Origin of the sequence: Nocardioides sp. (genome assembly GCF_036503465.1) — a bacterium.
Lineage (GTDB): Bacteria > Actinomycetota > Actinomycetes > Propionibacteriales > Nocardioidaceae > Nocardioides.
This window is the reverse complement of the sequence record NZ_DASXWU010000026.1, coordinates 23,835-49,142: the sequence shown is the minus strand read 5'-3', so window position 1 is coordinate 49,142 and position 25,308 is coordinate 23,835. Positions and strand designations below refer to the sequence as shown.

25 protein-coding genes are annotated in these 25,308 nt (G+C 70.6%); 11 read left to right on the top strand and 14 right to left on the bottom strand.

Translation table 11 applies throughout. From position 1 onward, the window contains the following. Window positions 1–77: 77 nt before the first annotated feature. Genes VGK78_RS04070 through VGK78_RS04060 form a run of 3 tightly spaced genes read right to left on the bottom strand, consistent with a single transcriptional unit; the run spans window position 78 to window position 4,172 of the window. Window positions 78–1,082, bottom strand: a complete 1,005-nt coding sequence (locus VGK78_RS04070; protein ID WP_331526101.1) for a heme-binding protein — start codon at window positions 1,080–1,082, stop codon at window positions 78–80. Between the two features lie 38 nt (window positions 1,083–1,120). Beyond that, the gene (locus VGK78_RS04065; protein WP_331526099.1) at window positions 1,121–2,980 is read right to left on the bottom strand and encodes a long-chain fatty acid--CoA ligase; all 1,860 of its coding nucleotides are present in this window, start codon (window positions 2,978–2,980) and stop codon (window positions 1,121–1,123) included. Window positions 2,981–3,029: 49 nt separating this feature from the next. Beyond that, window positions 3,030–4,172 carry an acyl-CoA dehydrogenase family protein gene (locus tag VGK78_RS04060; protein ID WP_331526098.1) on the bottom strand — a complete coding sequence of 381 codons (1,143 nt, stop codon included), beginning with the start codon at window positions 4,170–4,172 and terminating at the stop codon, window positions 3,030–3,032. Between the two features lie 102 nt (window positions 4,173–4,274). Between VGK78_RS04060 and VGK78_RS04055 the strand changes: the two genes are divergently transcribed. After that, the gene (locus VGK78_RS04055; protein ID WP_331526097.1) at window positions 4,275–4,619 is read left to right on the top strand and encodes a cupin domain-containing protein; all 345 of its coding nucleotides are present in this window, start codon (window positions 4,275–4,277) and stop codon (window positions 4,617–4,619) included. Between the two features lie 17 nt (window positions 4,620–4,636). Here VGK78_RS04055 and VGK78_RS04050 read toward each other — a convergent pair whose 3' ends face one another. Continuing rightward, the gene (locus VGK78_RS04050; protein WP_331526095.1) at window positions 4,637–5,173 is read right to left on the bottom strand and encodes an ATP-binding protein; all 537 of its coding nucleotides are present in this window, start codon (window positions 5,171–5,173) and stop codon (window positions 4,637–4,639) included. A gap of 156 nt (window positions 5,174–5,329) precedes the next feature. On the opposite strand from VGK78_RS04050, the gene VGK78_RS04045 reads away from it, so the two are divergent. From VGK78_RS04045 to VGK78_RS04030, 4 genes are all read left to right on the top strand, one after another. Then, complete coding sequence (locus tag VGK78_RS04045; RefSeq protein WP_331526094.1) at window positions 5,330–5,743, top strand: GNAT family N-acetyltransferase; 414 nt, start codon at window positions 5,330–5,332, stop codon at window positions 5,741–5,743. A gap of 135 nt (window positions 5,744–5,878) precedes the next feature. Then, a complete protein-coding gene (locus VGK78_RS04040) occupies window positions 5,879–6,208 on the top strand; it encodes a metalloregulator ArsR/SmtB family transcription factor (RefSeq protein ID WP_331526093.1) in 330 nt (109 codons plus the stop codon). After that, window positions 6,205–6,393 (top strand): hypothetical protein, encoded by a 189-nt coding sequence (locus VGK78_RS04035; RefSeq protein ID WP_331526092.1) that lies wholly within the window; start codon window positions 6,205–6,207, stop codon window positions 6,391–6,393. Before VGK78_RS04040 ends, VGK78_RS04035 begins: the two co-directional genes overlap by 4 nt. Continuing rightward, complete coding sequence (locus tag VGK78_RS04030) at window positions 6,333–6,650, top strand: SRPBCC family protein (RefSeq protein ID WP_331526091.1); 318 nt, start codon at window positions 6,333–6,335, stop codon at window positions 6,648–6,650. The genes VGK78_RS04035 and VGK78_RS04030 overlap by 61 nt, the downstream gene beginning before the upstream one ends. On the opposite strand, the gene VGK78_RS04025 is transcribed toward VGK78_RS04030, so the two are convergent. From VGK78_RS04025 to VGK78_RS04010, 4 genes are all read right to left on the bottom strand, one after another. Next, window positions 6,626–7,660 carry an LLM class F420-dependent oxidoreductase gene (locus tag VGK78_RS04025; RefSeq protein WP_331526090.1) on the bottom strand — a complete coding sequence of 345 codons (1,035 nt, stop codon included), beginning with the start codon at window positions 7,658–7,660 and terminating at the stop codon, window positions 6,626–6,628. The two genes, VGK78_RS04030 and VGK78_RS04025, sit on opposite strands and share 25 nt — an antisense overlap. 106 nt (window positions 7,661–7,766) lie before the next feature. Further along, window positions 7,767–8,309: a YbaK/EbsC family protein gene (locus tag VGK78_RS04020; RefSeq protein ID WP_331526089.1), complete on the bottom strand. Its 543-nt coding sequence runs from the start codon at window positions 8,307–8,309 to the stop codon at window positions 7,767–7,769. A 29-nt stretch (window positions 8,310–8,338) separates the two neighbouring features. Continuing rightward, on the bottom strand, window positions 8,339–8,596 hold the full coding sequence (locus VGK78_RS04015; protein ID WP_331526088.1) for a hypothetical protein: 258 nt from the start codon (window positions 8,594–8,596) through the stop codon (window positions 8,339–8,341). A 10-nt stretch (window positions 8,597–8,606) separates the two neighbouring features. Then, on the bottom strand, window positions 8,607–9,749 hold the full coding sequence (locus tag VGK78_RS04010; protein WP_331526086.1) for a PspC domain-containing protein: 1,143 nt from the start codon (window positions 9,747–9,749) through the stop codon (window positions 8,607–8,609). Between the two features lie 144 nt (window positions 9,750–9,893). Between VGK78_RS04010 and VGK78_RS04005 the strand changes: the two genes are divergently transcribed. After that, on the top strand, window positions 9,894–11,174 hold the full coding sequence (locus VGK78_RS04005) for a PspC domain-containing protein (protein ID WP_331526085.1): 1,281 nt from the start codon (window positions 9,894–9,896) through the stop codon (window positions 11,172–11,174). Then, window positions 11,171–11,836 carry a response regulator transcription factor gene (locus VGK78_RS04000; protein ID WP_331526083.1) on the top strand — a complete coding sequence of 222 codons (666 nt, stop codon included), beginning with the start codon at window positions 11,171–11,173 and terminating at the stop codon, window positions 11,834–11,836. Before VGK78_RS04005 ends, VGK78_RS04000 begins: the two co-directional genes overlap by 4 nt. A gap of 15 nt (window positions 11,837–11,851) precedes the next feature. On the opposite strand, the gene VGK78_RS03995 is transcribed toward VGK78_RS04000, so the two are convergent. Then, the gene (locus tag VGK78_RS03995) at window positions 11,852–12,742 is read right to left on the bottom strand and encodes a plastocyanin/azurin family copper-binding protein (protein ID WP_331526082.1); all 891 of its coding nucleotides are present in this window, start codon (window positions 12,740–12,742) and stop codon (window positions 11,852–11,854) included. Window positions 12,743–13,021: 279 nt separating this feature from the next. Here VGK78_RS03995 and pcrA point away from each other — a divergent pair, with 279 nt between their 5' ends. After that, window positions 13,022–15,454, top strand: a complete 2,433-nt coding sequence (pcrA, locus tag VGK78_RS03990) for a DNA helicase PcrA (protein ID WP_331526080.1) — start codon at window positions 13,022–13,024, stop codon at window positions 15,452–15,454. 159 nt (window positions 15,455–15,613) lie between these two features. Here the strand turns inward: pcrA and VGK78_RS03985 are convergent, their stop codons facing one another. Together VGK78_RS03985 and VGK78_RS03980 are read right to left on the bottom strand one after the other, a co-directional pair. After that, on the bottom strand, window positions 15,614–16,732 hold the full coding sequence (locus VGK78_RS03985; RefSeq protein ID WP_331526079.1) for a hypothetical protein: 1,119 nt from the start codon (window positions 16,730–16,732) through the stop codon (window positions 15,614–15,616). A gap of 110 nt (window positions 16,733–16,842) precedes the next feature. Continuing rightward, window positions 16,843–18,141: a M23 family metallopeptidase gene (locus VGK78_RS03980; RefSeq protein ID WP_331526078.1), complete on the bottom strand. Its 1,299-nt coding sequence runs from the start codon at window positions 18,139–18,141 to the stop codon at window positions 16,843–16,845. Between the two features lie 173 nt (window positions 18,142–18,314). Here VGK78_RS03980 and VGK78_RS03975 point away from each other — a divergent pair, with 173 nt between their 5' ends. Further along, complete coding sequence (locus VGK78_RS03975; RefSeq protein ID WP_331526076.1) at window positions 18,315–18,725, top strand: cobalamin B12-binding domain-containing protein; 411 nt, start codon at window positions 18,315–18,317, stop codon at window positions 18,723–18,725. Here the strand turns inward: VGK78_RS03975 and VGK78_RS03970 are convergent, their stop codons facing one another. Beyond that, window positions 18,726–19,301 (bottom strand): dihydrofolate reductase family protein, encoded by a 576-nt coding sequence (locus VGK78_RS03970; protein WP_331526074.1) that lies wholly within the window; start codon window positions 19,299–19,301, stop codon window positions 18,726–18,728. A 191-nt stretch (window positions 19,302–19,492) separates the two neighbouring features. On the opposite strand from VGK78_RS03970, the gene sucC reads away from it, so the two are divergent. Then, window positions 19,493–20,653, top strand: a complete 1,161-nt coding sequence (gene sucC, locus VGK78_RS03965; RefSeq protein ID WP_331526073.1) for an ADP-forming succinate--CoA ligase subunit beta — start codon at window positions 19,493–19,495, stop codon at window positions 20,651–20,653. A 12-nt stretch (window positions 20,654–20,665) separates the two neighbouring features. Then, window positions 20,666–21,556 (top strand): succinate--CoA ligase subunit alpha, encoded by an 891-nt coding sequence (gene sucD, locus VGK78_RS03960; RefSeq protein WP_331526072.1) that lies wholly within the window; start codon window positions 20,666–20,668, stop codon window positions 21,554–21,556. Window positions 21,557–21,568: 12 nt separating this feature from the next. Here the strand turns inward: sucD and ggt are convergent, their stop codons facing one another. Further along, window positions 21,569–23,401: a gamma-glutamyltransferase gene (ggt, locus tag VGK78_RS03955; protein WP_331526070.1), complete on the bottom strand. Its 1,833-nt coding sequence runs from the start codon at window positions 23,399–23,401 to the stop codon at window positions 21,569–21,571. A gap of 116 nt (window positions 23,402–23,517) precedes the next feature. Further along, window positions 23,518–25,227, bottom strand: a complete 1,710-nt coding sequence (locus VGK78_RS03950) for a hypothetical protein (protein WP_331526068.1) — start codon at window positions 25,225–25,227, stop codon at window positions 23,518–23,520. Between the last annotated feature and the right edge of the window lie 81 nt (window positions 25,228–25,308).

Sequence of the window (25,308 nt, the reverse complement as noted above, 5' to 3'; positions counted from 1 at the left end):
AAACCGCTGACGGCCGTCATCGGGGTTTCCCCCGAGTTCGCACGCTGTTTCCGGATCGTGATGGAGTCTGAGGCACCTCATGTCAGCTCTGTCTCACGGGTCTTCCTGGCGCCGGGCACCACCATCGTGGCCGCGTCGCGCGAGAGGCTGGTCGTGGTCGCCTGCTTGCGCAGGGTCGCCACCGAGACGTGCGGCCAGCTCAGGCCGTTGAAGTCGAGCATGACCGTCTGGGTGTACTGCAGCTGGAGGAAGTGCCCGCCGCCCGGTTTCTTGACCGTCTCGATCCAGAACGTCGACGTGACGATGTCGGCGGCCGCGTTCTCGGTGAGGAAGAACGTGTTCGCCGTACCGACGCCTCTCGGGCGCGCGTTCGACGCCTTCACCCGCAGCGCGACGGTGTTGACGATGTCCTGGTCGGCGATGTGTCGGGTCAGGACGACGTTCGGGTCCTTCACCATCGCCTGGGTGATGTCGGGAACGGTGGAGGCGTCGGAGGGCTGGCGGAACGCCGTCGTGCGCGACAGCTTCAGCTCCGGGAAGGTCTGCTCGGCCTGGCGGAACGTCCCCTTCGTGGAGGGCGCACCGGTCGCGAACGGGATGATGTCGGTGGGCTTGATCACGGGTGGCCCGGCGATCACCGATGCGTGACCCTGGGCGAGCACGGCTGTGCCGTGAGGGATCGAGGCCATCCGCACCACCGTCGGCGCCCGGTCGGGCACCGTGGTCCGGGGCACGGTCGCCCAGATGCCCGGCTCGAGGTGGATGCCGGCGTGGAGGGTCCGGTCGGAGATCTGCTGCAGGTAGTGCAGCCCGAACATGTTGATGTCCTTCTGGGCGAACCCCCGGTTGGGGATCTCGCCGGGGATCTTCTCGAACTCCAAGGTCTCCCTGGTGAGGTTCAGCTCGAGGAACCGGTCCTGCACCTTGAAGTGCGGCCGCCAGATGGTGTTGAAGCCGGTGCCCTTCCAGGTGCCCGCCAGGGCCGCGAGGGGGCCGAGCGGGTCGTCGATCTCGGTGAACGGCTGGAGGTCCGGCTCCTCGATGGCCGGCACCGGGACGAATTTGAAGTCCTCGAGCTGCATGGGGGAGAGGAGACGGCAGGCGGCCGGCAGATACAGAGCTATCCGTACAGCCGGTCGATGACGTCGGCGTACCTGGCATGGACGACGCGCCGCTTGAGCTTCAGGGTCGGTGTGAGCTCCTCGGACTCGGCGGTCCACGCGGTCGGCAGCAGCTCAAACGACTTGACGTGCTCGGGGCGCGAGAGCCGCGCGTTCGCCGCGTCGACGGCCGCCTGCGCCAACGACCGGATCTCCGGATTCGCGGCCAGGTCGGCGAGGTCGCTGAACTCGATGCCGCGCGTCCGGGCCACCGCGGGCGCCACCTCGCCGTCCAGGGTGAGGACCGCGACGATGTAGGGCCGGTCGTCGCCGAAGGCCAGCGCGTGCCCGATGATCGGGGACTCCTTGAGGAGGCTCTCGATGTTGGAGGGGGCGATGTTCTTGCCGGCGGAGGTGATGATCAGCTCCTTCTTGCGGTCCACGATCGACAGGAACCCGTCCTCGTCGATCGTCCCGATGTCGCCGCTGTGGACCCAGCCCCCGAGGTCGAGCAGCGCTGCGGTCGCGTCCGGGCGACGGTGGTAGCCGGCAGTCGTGATCGGCCCGCGCATCAGCACTTCGCCGTCGTCCGCGATCCGCAGGTCGATCCCCGGCAGCGCGGTACCGACCGTGCCGAGCCGGAACGCCCCGGGCCCGCACGCCGTCGCAGCGCCGCAGGTCTCGGTCATCCCGTAGATGTCGTTGATCGCGAGTCCCAGCCCGGCGAAGAACCTGGCCACCTCGACCGGCATCGGCGCCGACGCGCTGCCCGCCCAGTTGACCCGGTCGAGACCGAGCCGTGCCTTGATGGGGGTGAGCACGGCGGCGTTCGCGGCGTCGTAGCGCTGCTGGAGCTCGGGTGGGGTGGTGCGGCCCGCCTGGAGCGACTCGACGTACTCCCGGCCGACGGTCATGGCGCCCTCGGTCGCGGCTCTGCGGCCGGGGTTTGGCTCCTGCGCGAGCATCCCTGAGAGTCCGGCGCGGATCTTCTCCCACACGCGCGGGACGCCGAAGAACTGGATCGGGCGGACGTCGACCAGGGCCGGGACCAGTGCGGTCGGGTCGCCGACGAGGTGGACGTGCCAGTCGCCGTGGTGCTGCGGGAGGTACATGCTCAGCACCCGCTCGGCGATGTGGGCGTAGGGCAGGTAGGAGAGCGTGACGTTGCCGGCCTGCGGGCCGTTGCGGCGCAGCGTCGCCTCGCACTCGTACACGACGTTGGCGTGCGAGAGCACGACCCCCTTGGGGGCGCCGGTCGTGCCCGACGTGTAGAGGATCGTGGCGTGGTCGTCGGGACGTACCGCGGCCGAGCGGGCGTCGACCTCGTCCTGCGAGATGGTGCGGCCCTCGGCGACGAGGTCCTCCCAGGTCACGAACCGCTCGTCGTCGTACCCCTGGCTGACGACGTCACCGATGCCCACCACCAGCCGGATCGACGCAACCTCTGCCAGCGCCGGCCGCCACCTCTCCAGGTGGTCGGGAGTCTCGAGGAGCACGACCTGCGGCTCGGCGTGGCCGGCGATGTAGGCGACCTGCTCGGGGGAGAGCGTGTTGTAGATCGACATCGGGAGGCCGCCGGCGAGCAGCGCCGCGTGGTCGGCGACGACGTGCTCGATCCGGTTGGTGGCCATGATCGCGACGGTCGCCCCGGGCTCGAGCCCCCGGCCGACCAGCGCGGCGGCGACGCGGCGACCGGTGTCGTGGACCTCGGTCCAGGTGAGGGTCCGCCACGCGCCGGTCGGGGTCGACGCACCTGGCGCGACCTGGTCGCTGTACGCCGGCCGGTCGCCGTACGCCGTGACCGTGCGGGCCATCAGGTCCAGGACCGTATGTCCCGCGACCACCTGCTGGATCTCCCGCCGCTCCTCCACGAGAGTCATGACTCATCGTGGCACCGGTTGGCATGGTCGGGGAAGGTGCCGGTGCTGGTCAGAGGCCCAGCGAGCGACCGATGATCTCCTTCTGGATCTCGGTCGTCCCGCCGTAGATCGTCTGGACGCGGGAGTTCACGAAGGCGCGGGCGACGGGGTACTCAGTCATGTAGCCGTAGCCGCCGTGGAGCTGGACGGCGCGGTCGACGATCGTGTTCTGCAGCTCGGTGGTCCACCACTTGGCCATCGAGGCGGTCGCGGTGTCGAGCTCGCCGCGGACGTGGTGAGCCAGGCAGTCGTCGATGAAGACCCGTGCGATGTGGGCCTCGGTGGCCATCTCCGCGAGCGTGAAGCGGGTGTGCTGGAACCTTCCGATCGGCCGGCCGAACGCGGTGCGCTCCTTGACGTAGTCCAGCGACGTCTCGACGAGCATCTCGCACGCCGCCGCCGCGCTGACCGCGATCGACAGCCGCTCCTGGGCGAGGTTGGTCATCAGGTGGACGAAGCCGGAGCCCTCCTCGCCGAGCAGGTTCTCCTTCGGCACGCGCACGTGGTCGAAGAACAGCTCGGCGGTGTCCTGGGCGTGCTGGCCGATCTTGTCGAGGTTGCGGCCGCGCTCGAAGCCCTCCATCCCGCGCTCGACCACCAGCAGCGAGATGCCCTGGTGCCCGGCCTCGGGGTCGGTGCGGGCGACCACGACCACGAGGTCGGCCAGGATGCCGTTGGAGATGAAGGTCTTCTGGCCGGTCAGCACGTAGTGGTCGCCCTCGTCGACGGCCGTCGTCCGGATCCCCTGCAGGTCTGAGCCGGCACCCGGCTCGGTCATCGCGATCGCCGCGATCGTCGTGCCGGCACACAGTCCGGGGAACCAGCGCGCCGCCTGCTCCGTTGTCGCGCTCGCGGCGAAGTACGGCGCGATCATGTCGTTGAAGAGGGTGAAAGCACACCCGTAGATGCCACGCCTGGTCATCTCCTCGCCGACGACCGCGTTGTAGCGGAAGTCCGCCGTGCCGCCGCCGCCGTACTCCTCCGGCAGCTGCAGGCCGAGCAGCCCCTGCGCGCCGGCTTTCGCCCACACGTCGCGGTCGACGATGCCGTCCTCCTCCCACTGGTCGTGGAAGGGCACCGCCTCCTTGTCGAGGAAGGTCGCGACGGTCTCGCGGAACGCCTCGTGCTCGGGCTCGAACAGCGCGCGGCTCACCTCGCCACTGTGACAGTAGAACTGTCACGGTGCAAGTGGCCTGGGGGAGGTGGACAATCCACTCACGTCCGCCTGGGCGGCGCTTCACGAGAGGACAGCACGATGAGCACTGACGAGGTGGTGCCGGAGACGAAGGGCATCGCGGTGGAGCTGCTGTCCACGGTCGACCTCGGCGTCGAGATCCCCGGCATGGAAGGTCTTCAGCTCCGGATGCGCCGGGTCACCATCGAGCCGGGAGGGGTCTTCGGGCCGCTGCACGACCATCAGGGGAGGCCGGGGACCGTCTACGTGCTGCAGGGGACGATCACCGACCATCGGGACGGGGTCGCCACGGACTACGGACCGGGCCCGGGCTGGCCCGAGGACCGGGACACCCTCCACTGGCTGGAGAACCGGGGAACGGTCCCGGCGGTGGAGATCTCGGTGGACGTGGTCCGGCAGGAGTGAGCGCGGCTCTCGAGCGGTCAGGAGACCGACGGCGGCCAGCGATGGTGACGCCACTCGTCCCATGACGCGAAGCCCGGAGGTGGGTCGTCGATGGGTTCAGTGCCGTCGAGCTCACCGGCCGTCGGCACCTGGAAGGCGCCGGCCCAGGCAGCGAGCTCGTCGCCGGACATCGGCCAGGTGGTGTGCGGCTCGTCGGCCTGCCGTTGGTCGAGTCGTCTCCGCTGCTCCGCAGGGGGCACCTCGAGGTAGTGCATCTCCACGCGTGCGCCGCACTCGGCTGCTGCTGCCCGCAGGGCGGACCGCTCGTCCCGGCCCCACAGTCCGAAGTCGATCACCACGTTGCTGCCGAGTTCGAGCGCGCGCAGCCCGATCTCGATGAGCCGCCCCTCGACCACGTCCGAGGCCGATGACGGGTTCTCGTGGCCGTACAGGGCCTTCATCCACTCGTCCTTCGTGAGGCGGAGGGCGTTGTGCTGGGACTCGATACGCCGCGCCGTACTGGTCTTACCCGAGGCCGGCAGCCCCACGGTCAGAAAGAGCGTCGGTGGCCTCACCGGTTGTCAGCGTCCACCAGGGGCTCGGTGATCGTCCCGAGCTGCTCCTGCACGAGCCGCAGTGTCGCATGGCGAGCGTTTCTCGAGGAGGACGCTTCGAACATTCCGGCGGCCGGCCGAGGTGGACGACCCGCAGGCGGGTGAGAGGGTGGCGGCGTGAGGGTGTCCACGCGTGGGGCGAGCACCTCCGACCTCCCCTTTCTCGTAGAGGTCGACAGACACCTCTCACCCGACCGACTCGCCGACCTCGTCTCCGCGGGGCGGGTGATGGTCGTCGAGGTCGACGGTGACGTCGTGGGCCTCTTGCGCTGGGGTCTCTTCTGGGACCAGGTGCCGTTCATGAACCTGCTGTGGGTGCTTCCCGACTGGCGTGGTCAAGGGGTCGGAACGGCGTTGGTCGAGGCATGGGAGAGGTCCCAACTCGCCGCGGGTCACGACCTGGTGCTCACCTCGACCATGTCGGACGAGAGGTCGCAGCATCTCTACCGGCGGCTGGGCTACGTCGACAGCGGAGCCCTGTTCCTGCCCGACGAACCGGCAGAGCTCATCCTGCGGAAACAGCTTGGATAGGGGGCTGCGAATGTCTGTTCATGCCCACTCTCCGACCTATCCGCGGCCTGAGCGAGCGGACCCGCAGCCTCGAGATCCAGCTGTCGTGCCGCCGGTCGATTGACTGCTGGGGGAAGTGACACGATACTTCACTATGTGGTGAAGTATGGGCTGGACGACGTGGCATCAGCGGTCGCGTCGGCACCACGCCGCGCGATCCTCGAGCGTCTCGCCGCGGGAGATGCGTCGATGAGCGACCTGGCCGACCATCTCTCGGTGTCCCTTCCGGCGGTCGACAAGCATCTGCGGGTCCTGCTGGAGGCCGGGGTGGTCACCAAGGAGAAGCACGGCCGGACGACGTCGGTCCGCCTCGTTCCCGGCAGCCTGGAGGAACTGGCGACCTGGGCGATGAGGACGCGCCTGATGTGGAACAACGCGCTCGACCGGCTGGAGCAGCACCTGTCAGCCCCCGAGGAGAATCCATGAGCGAGACGACCATCCAGGTCAGCCGGACGGTCCCGTCCTCTCCCGAACGCGCCTTCGACGCCTGGACCGACGTCGAGCGGCTCGCCGCCTGTGGTGGCCCCAGCTGGCGGGCACGACGTACGACGTGGACGCGCGGCCGGGTGGCCGGTTCCGCATCGAGAGCGCGGCGATCGGAGCCTCCGTGAGCGGGGTCTTCACCGACGTCGACCGGCCTCGGCGACTGGCCTTCACGTGGCTGTGGGAGGACAGCGATGCCCAGGATGCCGAGGTCGAGGACACGGTGGTCGTGACGTTCGAGGCGGCGGATGACGGTACGACGGTCACGGTGGCGCACACCTCGACCGCGCACGTGCCCGACGGAGGCGCGGAGCAGGGCTGGAACGACGTGCTGGACCGGCTGGTCGGGCTCCGTTGGGGTCAGTCCACCAGCTCGCGCAGCTGACGGATGGTCGCCGCCGGGTCGTCGCTGGCGGGCATCACCTGGAGGTTGGTGACGCCGGCCTCGGCGAAGGCCGCGATGCGCTCCTTCACGTACGACGCGGGGCCCACCAGGTTGCCGAGCTCGAGCAGCTCGGTGGGAACGACCTTGGCGGCGTCGCGCTTGTTGCCGCCGAGGTAGAGGTCCTGGATCTCCTTGGCCTCCTTCTCGTAGCCGTACCGGATCGCGAGCTCGTTGTAGAAGTTCTTCCCGCGCGCGCCCATGCCCCCGACGTACAACGCGACCGTCGGGCGGGCGAAGTCGAGCAGCGCCTTGGTCTCCGGTCCCTCGCCGATGGCAACCATGCCGCCGGCGCAGATCTCGAGCGGCGCCAGGCCCTCCTGCCGCTTGGCCGTCCCGCGCGCCAGCGACTCGCCCCAGACGTCGGCGGCCTTCTCCGGGACGAAGAGGAAGGGCAGCCAGCCGTCGGCGTACTCCGCGACCCCCTCGACGTTCTTGGGGCCGAGCGCGGCGACGTAGATCGGGATGCTCGGCCGTTCGGGCTTGTTGAGGAGCTTGAGCGGCTTGCCCAGACCGACTCCCTGGTCCTCGGGAAGGGGGAGCGTGAAGATCCCCTCGTGCACCAGCGTCTCGCGACGCAGCCCGCGACGGAGGAGGTCGATGATCTCGCGGGTGCGGCCGAGCGGCTTGTCGTAGGGGACGCCGTGGAAGCCCTCGATCACCTGCGGTCCGCTGGCGCCGAGGCCGATGATCGCCCGGCCCTGGCTGACGTTGTCGAGGCCGGCCGCCGTCTGGAGCAGGGCGCCCGGCGTCCGTGAGTAGATGTTGAGGATCGCGCTGCCGATCTCGACCCGCTCCGTCTTGGCCGCGAGATATCCCATCAGGGTGGGGGAGTCGAAGCCGTACGCCTCGGCCACCCAGATCGTGTCGAGTCCGGCCTCCTCGAGCGCCTTCACCTGGTCGGCGGCCTCGCGCGGGTTGCCGGCGTACATCAGCTGGGTCGAGAGCTTCACGCCCCCGACTGTGACAGAACCACTGTCACGGTCGCAAGGTGACCTTCTGACGTCATACGAACGGTGCCATAGATGGCGCGGAGCGTATGACGTCCGAGGGCGGACCTCAGCGGCCGAGGCCCGCCAGCACCTCCGCGCCCGGGAGCTCGCCGAGGAGCCGCCCGGGCACCAGCAGCTTGGAGCGGCGTACGCCGGAGCCGATCACCGCCGCCTCGATCGCGAGGCACGTCTCGTCGACGAGGACGCGCCAGGTGGCGGGGAGGCCGACGGGGGTGATCCCGCCGTACTCCATGCCCGACTCCTCGACCGCCCGGTCCATCGACAGGAACGAACACTTGCGGACGTCGAGGGTGCGCTTGACCAGGTTGTTCACGTCTGCGCGGGTGTCGGCGCGCACCAGACAGGCCGCGACCCGCTCCTGGCCCTCGCGCCGGCCCATCACCACCACGCAGTTGGCGCCGTCGGCCATCGGTACGTCGTACCGCTCGCTCATCGCTGCGGTGTCGGCGTACTCCGGGTCGATCTCGACGACCGCGACCTCGGTCGCGCCCGGCCAGTCTCGCAGCGCCCCGAACACCGGTGGGGCGAGCAGCTCGGGGTGGGACAGGGCGGGCAGGGACTCGAGCGCCCCGATCCGTGGCAGCGGCATGGGGCCACTGTGCCATTGCGTGCGCTGTGTCAGTCCCGGGTGCCGCGCAGTCGCGGGGCCGCTGCGATCAGCCCGGCCGCGCCCGCGGCGACCCACGGGATCGGCAGCAGCCAGCGCAGGTCCGAGGACTCGGCCGCGCCGGACTCGATCAACGCCCAGATCACCACCATGCCCAGGAAGGCGACACCCATCACGAGGTGCCCGATGTTCACCGGGTGGAGTCCCGCCGCGAAGCTGCGCGGAGTCTGCAGGGGTGGGGTCCGGAGAGGCTGTGTCGGATCGGTCATGGCTGGCTCCTCACTGGTCGCCGACATGGACGTCGATGCCGCCGAGGTGGAGCTCGGCGTCGATGGTCAGGTGGGGGGCTCCCGCGCCTCCGGAGTGCACCGCGGTCACCGAAGTGTCCACGCCGCCTCCGTCGTGGCCGAAGGCATTGATGCCGCCGATGCCGGTCACCTGGGTGTGCGCCACCACGCTGACACCGGCCGGCACCCGGATGTCCAGGTGTCCGACGTTGCCGTCGACCCGGATCTCGCGGCCGTCCAGCGCCTCCGGGTCACGGACGTCGGTCAGGTCGAGCCGGAGCTCGCCGACGTCCATCGAGTACGCCGAGCGCACGTCGGACGCGCTGGCCGGGATCTCGGTGGTGCTGTGGGGGTCCCAGCGGTCGGCCACGGTGGTGCCGACCGTGACGGCCGCCGCCACGAGACCGACCAGGATCAGACCGCCGGCGCGACCGAAGAACGATCCGAGCAGCAGGAACGCCGCGGTCAGCCCGAGCGCCGTCGCCGGGTACGCCGAGGGCGCGATGTCGGCGCCGGCCAGGTCCGCGATGCCGAGCGCCCCGAGCGCGACGGCCATCACCGCCACGGCGTACCAGAACAGGATGGGACCCCGCTTGCGCGGGTTGGCCGGTCGCGGCTGCTCGGGGACGGCGTAGGACGGGGGTGGGGTGTACGGCGCGCTCGGCTCGGGTTGCCCTGGCTTCTGCCGGTCGCCGCGGTGGGGGAGCTGCGTGGAGATCACCACGGCCGCGGCGACGACGACGAGGCAGACGAAGAAGAAGCCGCCGCCGCCCCACCAGCCGTGGGAGAACAGCAGCAGCAGGGCCAGCACGCCGACGATGACGAGGGCGACGGCACGGCTGCGGCGGTCGAGCTTGATCCTGGCCCAGTCGCTGCCGTCCTCGGGAAGGAGAAGCCACAGGGCGACGTACAGCAGGAGGCCGACGCCGCCGAAGAAGGTGAGGACCACGAACGCCACCCGCAGGATGACGGGATCGATGTCGAGATGACGACCGAGACCGCCCGCGACGCCCGCGACCTTCCGGTCCGCGCGGCTGCGCCGGATGCGACCGAGATCGCGGATGTCGTCCCAACCCACCCGCGGGCCGGAGTCCGGTGCCGGCGGCGGGGAGGTGTCGGGTGGTGTCGTGGTCATGTCATCCAAGGTGCGTCATCGGGAGGGCGTACACCATCGGGGGAACCCCTGATCGCGCCCGCGCCGGCGGCGACGCGGCTCAGGGTACGGCCGGGGATCGCCCGCGTGGTTCCGACCCCGCGGACCTGCGACGATTGCAGAGTCATGACAACCACCGCACCAGCCTCCGCGGAGCAGCCGCGTCCGGTGCGCAAGGCCTACCGCGACACCGGCCAGCCGATCATCGGCGGGGTCGCCGCCGGCCTCGCGCGCCATCTCGGCGTGCCCGTGCTGTGGGTGCGGGCCGGTTTCATGGTGGCCGCCGTGCTCGGGGGCAGCGGGGTGATCTTCTACGCCGGCCTCTGGCTGGTGCTGCCCGGCGACTCGCTCTACGACCACGCCGCGCCGGGTCTCGAGAGCGCCGCCCGGCAGGGCCGCCGCCCCGGCCGCATCCGCCGCCTAGCCGACTCCGGCCCGGCCATCGCGTTGGTGGCGCTCGGGCTCGGCATGGTGCTGACCGCGGAGGCGATCTTCGGGAACGGCATCGTGATCTGGGCGCTGGTGCTCGCCCTCATCGGCTTCGGCCTGCTGTGGCGCCAGGCGGACGAGGCCCAGCGCTCACGCTGGCTCGACCAGTCCGAGCGGCTCAACCCGGTCCGGGCGGTCTTCGGTGCCGGTGGCTGGGCGGCGTACCTGCGGGTGGGCGCCGGCTTCGTGCTCGTGATCGCAGGGGTCGCCCTCTTCGCGGTCCGCCACGGGCGGGTCTCCGACGTGTACGACGTGCTGATCTCGGCCGCGCTCGGTGTCGTCGGGCTGGGCGTCACCCTCGGCCCCTGGATCTGGCGACTCACCAACGACCTGGCCGCCGAGCGCGCCGAGCGGGTGCGCACGCAGGAGCGCGCCGACCTGGCGGCACACCTCCACGACTCGGTCCTGCAGACCCTCGCCCTGATCCAGAAGAACGCGTCCGACGCACCCGCCGTGGCCCGGCTGGCGCGATCGCAGGAGCGCGACCTGCGGGCCTGGCTGTTCGACGCGACCCCCGACGGCGGCACCCTGTCCGGCGCCCTGCGGGAGGTGGTCCGCGAGATCGAGGACACCTACGCCGTCGACGTCGAGCTGGTCACCGTCGGCGACGTCGATCTCGACGAGGCCGTGGCTCCCATCGTCGCCGCCACCCGCGAGGCCACGACGAACGCCGCGAAGCACGCCGGCACCCCGGTCGTCGACATCTACGCCGAGGTCTCGCCGGACCGGGTCGAGGTGTTCGTGCGCGACCGGGGCGGGGGCTTCGACCCGCAGGCCGTCCCGGCCGACCGGCAGGGTGTCCGCAACAGCATCCTCGACCGCATGTCCCGCCACGGCGGCACCGCCGAGATCCGTTCCACGCCCGAGACGGGCACCGAGGTGCGGCTGAAGCTGCCGCGACAGGAGAAGCCACAGTGAGCACACCCGTCCGGGTCCTGATCGTCGACGACCACGCGATGTTCCGGGCTGGCGTCCGCGCCGAGCTCGGGGCGTCGGCGGGCCATCCCGTCGACATCGTCGCCGAGGCCGCCGACGTCGACGAGGCCGTCGCCGCGATCGCCGAGCACCGGCCCGAGGTCGTACTCCTCGACGTACACCTGCCCGGCGGCGGAGGTGCCGAGGTGATGCGGCGGCTGTCGACGTCGATGTCGGGTGCCGAGACGCCACGCTTCCTGGCGCTGTCGGTCTCGGACGCCGCCGAGGACGTGATCGGCACGATCCGCGCCGGCGCCCGCGGCTACGTCACCAAGACGATCACCGGGGCCGAGCTGGTCGACGCGATCCGCCGGGTGGCCGAGGGAGACGCGGTGTTCTCACCGCGTCTCGCCGGCTTCGTGCTCGACGCGTTCGCGGGCACGATCGAGATCTCCGCCGTCGACGAGGATCTCGACCGCCTGACCGAGCGTGAGCGTGAGGTGATGCGCCTCATCGCCCGCGGGTACGCCTACAAGGAGGTGGCCCGGGAGCTGTTCATCTCGATCAAGACGGTCGAGACCCACATGTCGAGCGTGCTCCGGAAGCTCCAGCTGTCGTCGCGTCACGAGCTGACGCGCTGGGCCTCCGACCGTCGCCTGCTGTGACTCTCGGTCAGCCCGTCAGGGCTTGACGACCACCACTCCCTTCATGCCCAGGTCCTGGTGGAAGAAGCAGCGGTACGGGAACCTGCCGACCTTCTTGAAGGTCACCTTGAACGCGCCCTGCGGCGCGAGGACGCCCGAGCTGAGCTGGCCGCCCCGGTACTTGTTGGGGTTGCCGTACGCCGCGGTCGGGTCGCCCGCGGGCGGCACCACCGGCGCACCGAAGGTGACCGTGTGCGGAACGCCGTTCAACGGGTTCGCCCACTTCACGGTGTCACCCTTGTGGATCACGACCTTGCCGCGGACGAAGCGCATCAGCATGGCGATGCGGTCGTCGGCGCCGACGATCACCTTGTGGCTGCCGGCCAGCGCCCGGGCCTTCTTCAGCTCGGCCCGGCCGTCGGCCACGATCGCACTGGCCAGCAACGAGGCCTCGGCGTTGTAGTCGGCCTGCGACGCCGGACGCGCCGCAGCCTGTGCCTGCACGTGGATCTCGCCACGCATCATCACGCCGTGCACGCGGCAGTAGTAGGTGTACGTGCCCACCGGCGTGCTCACAGGGAAGTGCAGGGTGTACTGGTGGTACAGCTGCACGAACGGTGGGAGGGCGCTGATCGAGCTCAGGGTGGTCAGGACCCCCGACTCGTACGTCGACACTCCGTCGAAGTCGTGGCTGGAGCTGCGTGTCGTCTGCGCCGGGGCACCCGGGTCGAACTCGCCCAGCTGTTGCTGGGTCTGGGGCTGGCCGCCGCTGACGAAGGTCACGGTGTGTGGCTCGGCCGCCCGGGCCTTCCAGGTCACGCTGTCGCCCTGGTTGATGGTGATGTCGCCGGGCAGGAACCGCTCGCCCTGGATGGCCATCTGGTTCGCCTGGTTGCCCACCCGCACGGTCCACGTGATCGGGCTCACGGACGGACCCGCCTGCGCGGTAGAGGTCGTGGCACCGATGGCCACGGGCGTGAGCAGGGCCAGGACTGCGATCAGTACCCGCCCCGGTGTTGAGAGTTTCTTGATGTGCATTTCGGTCATGTCCCCCTCGATGACAAGCATCTTCCGGGCGACCCGGCCCGCTACGGATGTGCGAGGGCCCGAGAACGTGCACCGGTGCCCCGGATCCTCGCCCGCGCCCGGACCACACGCCATGGCCCAAAAGGAGCAGGGGGTGGCGCGCCGTAGGCTGCACCGGAGATGAGCGACACCCTCCCGATCCTGGGCCTGAGCCTCCCCGACGCCGACTCCGAGAAGTCCGCCGAGCGACCGAAGGGCCCCTGCGCCGACGATCTCCTGGCCGGGCTGAACGAGCCTCAGCGCTCCGCCGTCGTGCACGAGGGCCCGCCGCTGCTCGTGGTCGCCGGGGCCGGGTCCGGCAAGACCCGGGTGCTGACGCGACGCATCGCCTGGATCGTCTCCCAGCGCAAGGCGCACCCGGGCTCCATCCTGGCGATCACCTTCACCAACAAGGCCGCGGCCGAGATGAAGGAGCGGGTCGAGGCGCTGGTGGGGCCACGCGCACGGCTGATGTGGGTCTCGACGTTCCACTCCGCCTGCGTGCGCATCCTGCGCAAGGAGATCGACAAGCTCGGCTTCAAGTCCAGCTTCACGATCTACGACGCCGCCGACTCCAAGCGTCTGATGACCATGGTCATCAACGACCTCGACCTCGACCCACGTCGCTACCAGCCCGGCGCCGCACTGCACTGGGTCTCCACCCACAAGAACGAGCTGCGCGGGCCCGAGGAGGTCGCCGCCGACAGCCGCAACAAGTTCGAGGAGGCGTACGCCGCGGCGTACACCCGCTACCAGCAGCGGCTCCGCGAGGCCAACGCGCTCGACTTCGACGACCTCTTGATGTCCACGGTCGACCTGTTCGCGACGTACCCCGAGGTGCGTGAGACCTACCGGCGACGCTTCCGGCACGTGCTCGTCGACGAGTACCAGGACACCAACCACGCGCAGTACGCCCTGATCCACCAGCTCTGCGCCGACTCCTTGGAGGAGACGCTCGAGGAGAGTCCGGTGGAGCGCGTCCCGCCCGCCGAGCTGATGGTCGTCGGCGACGCCGACCAGTCCATCTACGCCTTCCGCGGTGCGAACATCCGCAACATCCTCGACTTCGAGCAGGACTTCCCGGACGCGAAGTCGATCCTTCTCGAGCAGAACTACCGCTCCACCCAGACCATCCTCAACGCGGCGAACGCCGTGATCGGCCACAACCGCGGGCGCAAGCCGAAGAACCTCTGGTCCGACGCAGGGATGGGCGCCAAGGTCGTCGGCTACGTCGCGGACGACGAGCGCGACGAGGCGAGGTTCGTCTCCGGCGAGATCGACACCCTCACCGACGCCGGGTCGCGGCCCGGCGACGTCGCGGTGTTCTACCGCACCAATGCGCAGTCACGTGTGTTCGAAGAGGTGTTCATCCGCCTCGGCATGCCCTACCGGGTCGTCGGCGGGGTGCGGTTCTACGAGCGCCGCGAGGTGCGCGACGCCCTCGCGTACCTGCGGATGCTGGTCAATCCCGACGACGAGGTGTCGCTGCGACGGATCGTGAACACCCCCAAGCGCGGCATCGGCGACCGCGCCCTCGAGTGCGTCACGTCGTACGCCCAGCGGGAGCGCATCACGTTCTGGGAGGGGCTGCGCCGGGCCGAGCAGGCGCCCGGTCTGGTGAGCCGGTCGCTGGTGGCGATCCAGGGCTTCGTCGCGCTGGTCGAGGAGCTGCAGTCGATGGTCGACGCGGGGGAGCGGGCCGACGTGATCCTGGAGTCGGTGCTCGCCCGGTCGGGCTACCTCGACGAGCTCGAGGGCTCCGACGACCCGCAGGACGGCACCCGTCTGGAGAACCTCGCCGAGCTCGTCGCCGTCGCGCGGGAGTTCGCCGACGACCCGCAGGCCGGGCCGTCCGCCGACCCGAGTGACGTCGACGCGGGCGTGGTGACCCCGGGGCTGTCGGACTTCCTGGAGCGGGTCGCGCTGGTGGCCGACACCGACCAGATCCCCGACGCGCCCGACCCGGACAGCCCCGAGGACGGCGGCATGGTCACCTTGATGACCCTGCACACCGCCAAGGGTTTGGAGTTCCCGACGGTCTTCCTGACCGGGCTCGAGGACGGCGTCTTCCCGCACTCGCGGAGCCTCGACGACGGCGGCGAGCTCGAGGAGGAGCGGCGGCTGGCGTACGTCGGCCTCACCCGGGCCCAGGAGCGGCTGTATCTCTCCCGGGCCCTGGTCCGGTCCGCCTGGGGGTCGCCCGCGCACAACCCCGCGTCCCGGTTCCTCGGCGAGGTGCCCGACGAGCTGGTCGACTGGCGGCGTACCGAGGCCGACCAGGTCCACTGGCAGCGCCCCGATCTCGCGCGCACCACCGGCCTGGGGTCGCCCACGGCCGCCGGACGCCGCAACTTCAGCGCCGCCGCGGCCCGCGCCGACGTGGCCGCGAAATCCAAACCCGCCCGCGAGGTGCCCTCCCTGTCGCCGGGTGACCGGGTCCAGCACGACACCTTCGGCCTCGGCACGGTCGTCTCGGTCGAGGGCGTCGCCGACAAGTCCGTCGCCTCGATCGACTTCGGCTCCGAGGGCGTCAAGCGACTGCTGCTGCGCTACGCGCCGGTGCAGAAGCTCTAGGTGCTCGTTGTGCGCCGAGCGCGTCGCATGGAGCGGTGAGCTGGGATCGTTCTTGGTGACTCGAACCGATCCTGTCTCACCGCCGGGTGTGTTCGCCGCGACCGGGATGCAGGGGGCGGTGAGCTGGGATCGTTCTTGGTGACTCGAACCGATCCTGTCTCACCGCCCGGCGGCGTGCTCGCGAAGCCGGGTACGGCGGGGCGGCAGGAGCTCGCGCACCGACCGGAAGAGCCGGTTCCAGTTGTCGCCGAACTCCGGGGGTGACCCGTGGTACCCGAGGTTGAGCAACGTCCGGTAGACGGTGCCGACCAATGTCTTCGGTCTGCGCAACGACTCGTTAGTCACTTCCAGGTACGGCACGCCGTGATCGCGGAACAGGGCGAACCGCTCGATGTCGGCGACGTACTGCGTGCGATCCGTCTGGTGATGTCCGCCTTGGAACTCGACCACCAGACCCTGGTCCACATACACGAGGTCGCCGAGTGCCGTCGCGTCGTCGCCGAGATCGACCGGACTGTTCAGTTCTGGAGTCGGAAGCCCGCTCGCCTCCAGCAGGGCTCGGGTCTCGGACTCCTTGATGGAACGGGATCGGCCGTCGAGCAGGTCAAGGACGAGCAATGCTTCGTCCGCGCCATCACGCCACGGCGCGGCCAGTGCGAGCGTGACGACCTCCGGGACAGTCATGTGCTGGCGATGAAGCAGCCAGTCGCCGATGACGATCACGTCGATGAGTCGTCCCGTGGAGCAGTAGGCGATGAAGGCGGCAGCAGGCGACACTGCGGTCTCATCGCCGGGAGCCAACTCGTTCGTGCGGTGCAGGAAGATGCCGTCGAGTGCCAGGTGGAGCTTGCCTTCGACCACGAAGTGAAGAGGCCGACGGGGACCGAAGTCGAGGCCCAGCAGCTGGATGCGCGTGATGTGGGTCAGTCGGGCGTGTGGAGGCAGGGCGAGTTGGGCAGCCAGGATCTCGTCGTCCCAGGTCATTTGATGGTCCCGATGGCGCCAGACCCGCGGATGAACGCGAACGAACCGGGAACCCGCCAACATCCTCTTGCTCACTCCCAGCTCGAGTGCTCGCGTGCGTGTGAACGGCGTGCTGAGGAGGTCCTCGGGGATCTCGCGCATTTCCCCACTCCACCGGCTCCGGACACTCTGCCGCTCGAGAGCCGCGGCAGGCTGTGGAGAAGCAATCCCGGAGGGCCGCCTGTGGATGCGTTTCGGTTCGGGCGGGCGGTGAGCTGGGATCGCTTCGGGCGTCCCGGACGGGTCCCAGGTCACCGCTCCTCGCGCCGCCGGTCCGGGCGCCTCAGGTGGCGGTGAGCCAGGACCGGTCCGGGCTGGACGGATGGGTCCCAGGTCACCGCTGTCCGCGACACCTTGCGGCAGGGCTAGGGGTTGAGGCCGTGGACGACCAGTGCGGTGTAGGGGTCGACCGGGTCGCCGCCGCCGGGGTGGACCTCGAGGTGGAGGTGGGGGCCGGTCACGTTGCCCGTGGAGCCGACGTACCCGATCACCTGGCCGGGCTTGACCGTGGCGCCGACGGAGGTGCCGAAGGCGTTCTGGTGGCAGTACCACAGCTCGGTGCCGTCGGGCAGGGTCTCGATGGTGCGGTTGCCGTACGCGCCGGAGTAGCCGACCTCCGTGACCGTGCCGCCGGCGACGGCCATGATCGGGGTGCCGGTCGGCGCCGCGAAGTCGAGCCCGGTGTGGAAGTGCGCCCAGAGCGAGCTGTAGTCGCCGAAGCGCGCGGTCAGGTGGTAGACGCCGGGGGCGACCGGCAGCACCCACTGGTGGAGCTTGATCTGGGCGGCCTGCTTCTGGGCCTGCGCGGCGAACGCCGAGAGCGCGGCGTCGCGCTGCTTGGCCTGGGCGTCCGCCACGGCCTGGAGGCTGCCGCCGGACAAGGCCTGGCGGTCGGCGCTGCGGCTGACGATCGTGCCGCGGCCGCCGAGGAGACTGGCCGAGCCGACCGCGCTGCTGCCCGACAGCGCACCGGCGGGCGCGAGCCGACCGGCGTCCTCGGCGCCCTGCAGTCCCGGGTGCACCGCCTGGAGCGCTCCGCCTGCGGAGATCGCGAGCACGGCGACGCCGGCCAGGAGCGGAAGGCTGGGGATACGAGCTCGTCGGCTGGCGACCCGACGACCCGGCTGCCGTGAGGGCTTGATCTTCTGGGCGACCAGCTCCGGCTCCGGCGTCTTGATCTCGACGACGGGCTCCGGCTCAGGCTCCACGACCTCGACGACCGGCTCGAGCTCCACGAGTTCCACGACCTCGACGACCGGCTCCGGCTCAGGCTCGACGATCAGGGGAAGGGTCCGGGCGCGACGGCCGGCGTACGACCCCACCGTCGGAGCGATCGTCGGAACGATCGTCGGAACGGTGGCCGGCGCTGAAGACGGCCGCAGCAGGTGGCCGACGACGTCGTCGGGCTCGGGGGCGAGCTGCGGGTCGAGCGCGATCCGGCGTCCGACGATGCGGACCGGCTCCGCCTGCACGGCTGGCGGAACCACCGGCGGGGGAGCCACGTGGGGAGCAGCCGGGGTGCGGCCGGCGACCCTGCGGCCGACGTACGGCTGCGAGGTGAGCCGCTCAGCGGCGTGACGCGCGACCCGCTTCCCGGTGACGTGTGCTGCGGGGGTGACCGTGGTGGCCGTCGAGCCGGACGGACCGGCGCGGTGGTCACCCATGAACAGGCTCCAGAGAAGGTCGGGGGATGCGGGGCAGCGAGCCACGACCATAACGGAAAGGTCACGGGGGGTGAAATCCCCCTCCCGTTTGCGGTGGAGAAATCTGGGTATGACGCGCGATTCCACGCCCCATGGGCCCGTGGGCGTCGGAGCCGTTCGGATACTCTGCGCCCATGGTCTCCCCTTCCTCGCGGCTCCGGATCGTGGTGGCCAAGCCGGGTCTCGACGGCCACGACCGGGGCGCCAAGATCGTCGCCCGGGCACTCCGGGACGCCGGCCACGAGGTCATCTACACCGGCCTCCACCAGACGCCGGAGCAGATCGTGGAGACCGCGATCCAGGAGGACGCCGACCTGATCGGGCTGTCGGTGCTCTCGGGGGCGCACATGACGCTCTTCCGCCGGCTGATCGAGCTGCTCGGCGAGCGGGACGCGGCGGACATCCGGGTCTTCGGCGGCGGGATCATCCCCGACGAGGACATCCCGGTGCTCGAGGAGCTCGGCGTCGCCAAGGTGTTCACTCCGGGCGCGACCACCAGCGAGATCACGAGCTGGGTCGCCGACGCCTTCGCCGACCAGTCCTGATCAGGCGGGCTCACCCAGAGGCCTGCGCGTCACGTCGAGGGTCAGGTTGCACCGCTGCCCGACCAGCCCGCCCTCGCGGAATCGGAGTCGCGACGACGTGATACGTCGCGGCAGCAGCGGCCGTCCCGCCCCGAGCACCACAGGCGTCAGGTGCACCTGCACCTCGTCCAGCAGACCGGCGTCGTCGAACTGACCGACCAGGTCGCCACCGCCGACGATCCAAACGTCCTTCCCGTCCGCGGCGGCGACGAGCTCGTCGTACGCCGGGGCGACGTCGCCGCGGACGAAGTGGACGTCGACGCCGGGGATGCCCGGCAGGTCGCGGTGCGAGAAGACCCAGACCGGCCGGTCGTCGTAGAACTCCTGCCACTGCTCGGGGTGCTCGGTGAAGTGCCGGTCGAGCGTCCACTGGTACGTCGTGGCGCCCATCACCAGGGGCCCGATCCGGCCGATGAAGGCATCCCAGCTCCCGTCGTCCTCGGTGTGGGGGACCTCGAACAGCCAGTCGAGCGAGTCGTGCTCGTCGGCGATGAAGCCGTCGAGGGTGGCTGCGGTGAAGTACACGACGCGGGTCATGCCGCCCGACGGTAGAAGGGACCGGGACACTCTGCTTGACCTGTGTTGCGCGCACGGGGCTTGCCGCACGGGGCTCGACCGGCGTTGCGACCCGGTGGTCCGCGCCGGATCGGGCCGGGGCTAGGGTGCGAGAGGCTTCCGGCGACTGCTGCGCCGGCCGCCGGAACTCGGTCGCTCAGGAGTGGTGGAACGTGGATCTGATGGAGTACCAGGCGAAGGAGCTCTTCGCCAAGCACGGCGTGAAGACCACGCTCGGAGTCGTCGTCACGACGCCGGAGGAGGCCCGCGCCGCCGCCGAGAAGATCGGTCCCTGCGTCGTCAAGGCCCAGGTCAAGGCCGGCGGTCGCGGCAAGGCCGGGGGCGTGAAGCTGGCCAAGACCGCGGACGAGGCGTTCGAGCACGCCACCGCCATCCTCGGGATGAAGATCAAGGGCCTCACGGTCAACCGGGTCCTGGTGACACCGGCGACGCCGCCGGAGGAGGAGTACTACTTCTCCTTCCTCCTCGACCGCGCCAACCGGCAGTACCTCTGCATCGCCAGCGTCGAGGGCGGCGTCGAGATCGAGGAGGTCGCCAAGACCAACCCCGACGCCGTCAAGCAGATCGCGGTCGACCCCGGCACCGGCGTCGACGAGTCCAAGGCCCGGGCGATCGTCGACGAGGCGGGCTTCCCGGCCGCGCTCCGCGACCAGGCCGTCGTCATGGTGCAGGCGCTGTGGAAGGTCTTCGAAGACGAGGACGCCACGCTGGTCGAGGTGAACCCGCTGGCCCGGCTGGAGGGTGACGTCCTCGAGGCCCTCGACGGCAAGGTCTCCCTCGACGACAACGCCGGCTTCCGGCACCAGGACCACGCGGCGTTCGAGATCACCGAGGAGACCGACCCCCTGGAGGCGAAGGCCAAGGAGAAGGGCCTCAACTACGTCAAGCTCGACGGCGAGGTCGGGATCATCGGAAACGGCGCCGGTCTGGTCATGTCGACCCTCGACGTCGTGGCGTACGCCGGCGAGAAGCACGGCGGCGTGAAGCCGGCCAACTTCCTCGACATCGGCGGCGGCGCCAACGCCCAGGTGATGGCCGACGGACTCGACGTGATCCTGGGCGACGACCAGGTCCGGGCGGTCTTCGTCAACGTGTTCGGCGGCATCACCGCCTGCGACGAGGTGGCGAACGGCATCAAGGGCGCCCTGGAGATCCTCGGTGAGCACGCCACCAAGCCGCTGGTCGTGCGGCTCGACGGCAACAACGTCGAGAAGGGCCGGGCGATCCTCCAGGAGATGGACCACCCGCTGGTCACCCAGGTCGACACCATGGACGGCGCGGCCGACCGAGCCGCCGAGCTGGCTGCGAAGTGAGGGACTGAAACGATGTCGATCTACCTGAACAAGGACTCCAAGATCATCGTCCAGGGCATGACCGGTGGCATGGGCTCCAAGCACACCACGCTGATGCTGGACGCCGGCTCGAACATCGTCGGGGGCGTCAACGCTCGCAAGGCCGGCACCACCGTCGAGCTCGGTGGCCAGGAGCTGCCGGTGTTCGGCACGGTCAAGGAGGCGATGACCGAGACCGGCGCGGACGTGTCCGTCGTCTTCGTGCCGCCGGCGTTCACCAAGGACGCCTGCATCGAGGCGATCGACGCCGGGATCGGCCTGCTGGTGGTGATCACGGAGGGCGTTCCGGTGCAGGACACCGCCGAGGTGTGGTCCTACCTGCAGGGCCCGACCAACTCCGCCGGCACCCGGATGATCGGGCCGAACTGCCCCGGCATCATCACCCCGGAGGAGTCGCTGGCCGGCATCACACCGCACACGATCGCGGGCAAGGGTCCGATCGGGCTGGTGTCGAAGTCCGGCACGCTGACCTACCAGATGATGTACGAGCTGAAGGACTTCGGCTTCTCGACGGCCATCGGCATCGGCGGCGACCCGATCGTCGGTACGACGCACATCGACGCCCTGGCCGCCTTCGAGGCCGACCCGGAGACCGAGGCGATCGTGATGATCGGCGAGATCGGCGGCGACGCCGAGGAGCGGGCCGCGGCGTACATCAAGGAGCACGTCACCAAGCCGGTCGTCGGGTACGTCGCAGGCTTCACCGCCCCCGAGGGCAAGACCATGGGCCACGCGGGCGCGATCGTGTCCGGCTCCTCGGGCACCGCGGCCGCCAAGAAGGAGGCTCTCGAGGCCGTCGGCGTCAAGGTCGGGAAGACCCCGTCCGAGACCGCCGAGCTGATGCGCGAGCTCCTCCGCAGCTGACCCGCAGGCCGATCAGCCCGGGTCCACCACCAGCGCCGAGCCACCTCCACGCCGTACGGGCTCGGCCGCGGCGCGGAAGCGGTGGTGCGGCAGCAGCCGGATGCCGGTCGCCGCACCGATCTCGCTGTCGAGCGGGGTGATGCCGCTGACGACGCTGAACTGCTGGCCGTACCGGCTCTCCAGCGTCTGGGCGACCGGGAGGTCCACGAACGCCTGCTCGGCGAAGCTCGTCGGGGTGTTGAAGTTCCCCACGCGGGGCGCGGCGATCGCCTTCTCCAGCGACATCCCGAAGTCGATGTGGTTGAGCAGGATCTGCAGCACCGTGGTGATGATCGTGGCGCCGCCGGGACTGCCGACCGCGAAGTCGGGTCGCCCGTGTCGGAGCACGATCGTCGGGTTCATGCTCGACCGCGGGATCTTCCCGCCGGCGGGGAGGTTGACGTCGGGCACGTCCGGGCTGCTCGGCGCGAAGTCGAAGTCGGTCATCTCGTTGTTGAGCAGGAAGCCGTAGCCGGGCACGGTCATCCCGGTGCCGGCGAAGTGCTCGATGGTGTTGGTGTAGGCGACGACGTTGCCCCAGCGGTCCGCGGTCACGATGTTGTTGGTCGACTGCTCGTGGTCGGGCGTCGTCGTCCCAGCGGCGGCGCTCGTCGGGCACGCGGCGTACGGCGGATAGGGGTTGCCGGGGGCGACCGGGCTCGACGCTGCCTGGTCGGTGATCAGGCAGCGCCGGGTGGCGGCGTACGCCGGGTCGAGCAGGCCGTGCAGCGGGACGTCGACGTAGTCCGGGTCGCCGACGTAGCGGTTGCGGTCCGCGAAGGAGTAGCGCAGCGACTCCAGGTAGTGGTGCAGGGCGAGTGCGCGGTCGCCCGACATGTCGTATCCGGACAGGATGTTGAGCGCCTCACCCGTGGTGGAGCCTCCCGACGACGGCGGCGCCATGCCGTAGACGTCGCGGCCGCGGTAGCGCACGTGGGTCGGCGCGGGCTGCTCGACGTGGTACGCCTTCAGGTCGCGGCGGCGCATGATGCCCGGCCGGACCGTGAGCGGGGTGCCCTTCCACGTCGGCGGGTGCTGGACGGTCTGGGCGATCGCCCGGGCCAGCGGACCGGAGTAGAGGTACCGCGGCCCGTGCGTGGCGAGCAGACGATAGGTCCGGGCCAGGTCGGGGTTGCGCAGACGAGAGCCGAGAGGCAGCGGGTTCCCGTGCCGCAGGAACAGGTGCCGGCTCGCGGTGAACGCCTGGAGGTCTGCCAGGGACTCCTGCGTCTCCTCGCGGAACGTGCGGTCGATGCGGAAGCCCTTCTGGGCGCGGCGGATGGCCGGCTGCAGGTCGGCGGCGAAGCTCCGGCGTCCGTAGCGGTGCACCGCCCGGCCCCAGGTGTCGACCATGCCGGGGACGCCGACCGCCAGCCCCGAGTGCCTCGCCTCCTCGAACGGCAACGGCTGGCCGTTCTCCAGGAACAGGTCCTGGGTGCAGCGCGACGGGCAGGTCTCGCGGCCGTCGATGGTGACCACCCGGTGCTGCCGCGCCAGGTAGATCACCATGAAGCCGCCACCGCCGGGACCGGCCACGAACGGCTCGGTCACGCCCAGCGTCGAGGCGACCGCCACCGCCGAGTCGATGGCATTGCCACCGTGCCGCAGTACGGCGATCCCGGCCCGCGAGGCGTCGAGGTCGACGGACGACACAGCGCCACCCCGACCGGTCGCCACCGCCTGCTTGCCCCGGTGTGCTGCCACGGCGGCCGACGCGCCGGTCGGCGGCCCGACGGCCAGGCTGCCGGCCACGGCGAGCGCGGCGCCGGCGGCGAGGAGAGAGGTACGACGGCGGACGTGGGACATGGCACTCTCCTTCGCGGAGACCGAGACGACTCAGTCCTCTTACCCACCCCCGGGCCCCTCATGCACATTTCTGACGGGTCGATGCTGCTACGGCGCACACTTCTGCGGGGTCAGTGTCACGAAGGCATGGCACGGAGCCGTTCGCCCGCCCGGTGGACCAGGGCGACGAACTGCGCCGTCGTCATGGTGTGCCGCCCGTCGGGGACGAAGCCGACCTGCGCGACCGCGCCGCCCGAGCGCACGATGCCCATCAGGAAGGTCACGGTCTGCTTGGCCGTCACTTGGGTGCGGACCCGCCAGGCGGTCCAGGTGGGTCCGCCGGCGAGCCGGAGCACCTTCGTGCCCAGCTCGCGGTCGGGACACGACCCCAGCTTGGACCGGACGCCGTCCACGAACCTCTTGGCCCGGGCGTCGGGCAGCCGGCCGACTGTCTCGGTGATCCCGAACGCCGCGGCCAGATGGGCGCCGGGCACCAGGAAGGACCGGGTGGCGTCGTGCTTCCAGCCACGGCCGTGGAAGCTGCTGTCGTCGCAGCCGGTGGCGGCGACGTTGCGCAACGCCTGGCGCGGCGTCGTACCGACCCACGGTCGCGTGACGCCCGCAGCCGGCGGAAGGTCGAACTCGCTGAGCATCATCGGCAACCGCCCGGCCGCCGGAGCCGGCACGGTGACCGCCTTCGGGAGCGCCGAGCAGTGCCCGCCCAGGCTGGTCGAGCACAGGTCGTCGACGGCGATGACGAGGAGGCGCAGGTTGCCGGCGAGGTCCGGCCTGTGAGCGCCGGCCGTGCGCGTCAGGGTGAGGGTGTTGATCCGGCCCGTGCGGGCCACCCCGAGCACGAACGTCGCGGTCGGGCGCCCCCAGCTGCGCAGCACGTACTGCTGCGCGTCGTCACCGAGCCGCTGGATGCGGCGTACCGAGAGCAGCTGCATCCCGGGCATCGAGCAGCCGGCGAACCATCCGTTGGCGGTGGCGTAGCCGCTCCGTGCCGCGTCGACGTCCGAGGACAGCTCCATCGCCTGGACGGCGGCGAGCTGCGGCTCGCCCTTCTCGTGTCGGGCGGTGAAGTTGCGCACCAGCGCCGTCGAGGCCTTCGGGTCGGCGAACGCGCGACGTTGACAGGGGAACGTCGCCTCCTGCTTGGGGTCGGTGCCGGTGATCCGCCAGACGCGGCCGTGCACCGCGCGTCTCAGCTGCGACGTCGAGACGAGGGACGAGGGCGTGATGCGGACCTCCGGCTGCACGGCGTCCTCGCCGGTGCCGCCCGCGGGCACAGACGTCAGGCGGTCGCCGGCCGCGGTCAGGGTCGGGTGTACGCCGTGGTCGTCCGCGACCAGCAACCCGCTGCCCACCAGGGTCGCCACGACAAGTCCGACACCGACCACCACCCGGGTACGCCGTCGTGTCGTCCCCGCCCGCCGGATGATCGTGGCGCGCGGCCAGCGTTGGCCCGCGCAGTGCTCGGCGAGCGGCTCGAGCCGCCGAGGAGTGCCCGGGTCCGTCTCCCCGATCAGGGCCGCCTTGCGGTCGGCGACCGGGAGCTTCGCGAGCTCGTCGAGGGTCGCCTTCACCTCGGGGTCGAGCTTGCGGTCACGGTGCCAGATGCGGGCGGTGTGGCGGCGCTGGGCATGGCTCCAGACGTGCGACCGCACCCAGGGCTCCGGGTCCTCGAGCCGCTTGAGCTTCGACCAGTGGTGCCACACTGCGACGAAGGAGTCGCGAACGGCGCCACGCGACGCGGGCAGGTCGCCGGTGAGCGCGAACGCCAGCACCAGCAGCCGGTCACGGCTCTCGGCGTAGTAGGCGTCGAACCGCTCGGCATCGGACATGGCCCGACCACGGTACGAGCCGGCCGTTCCGGCCGCCAATCGGGCAGGGGTCGGCTGCCGCGGCGTGGGAGCCCAGATCCG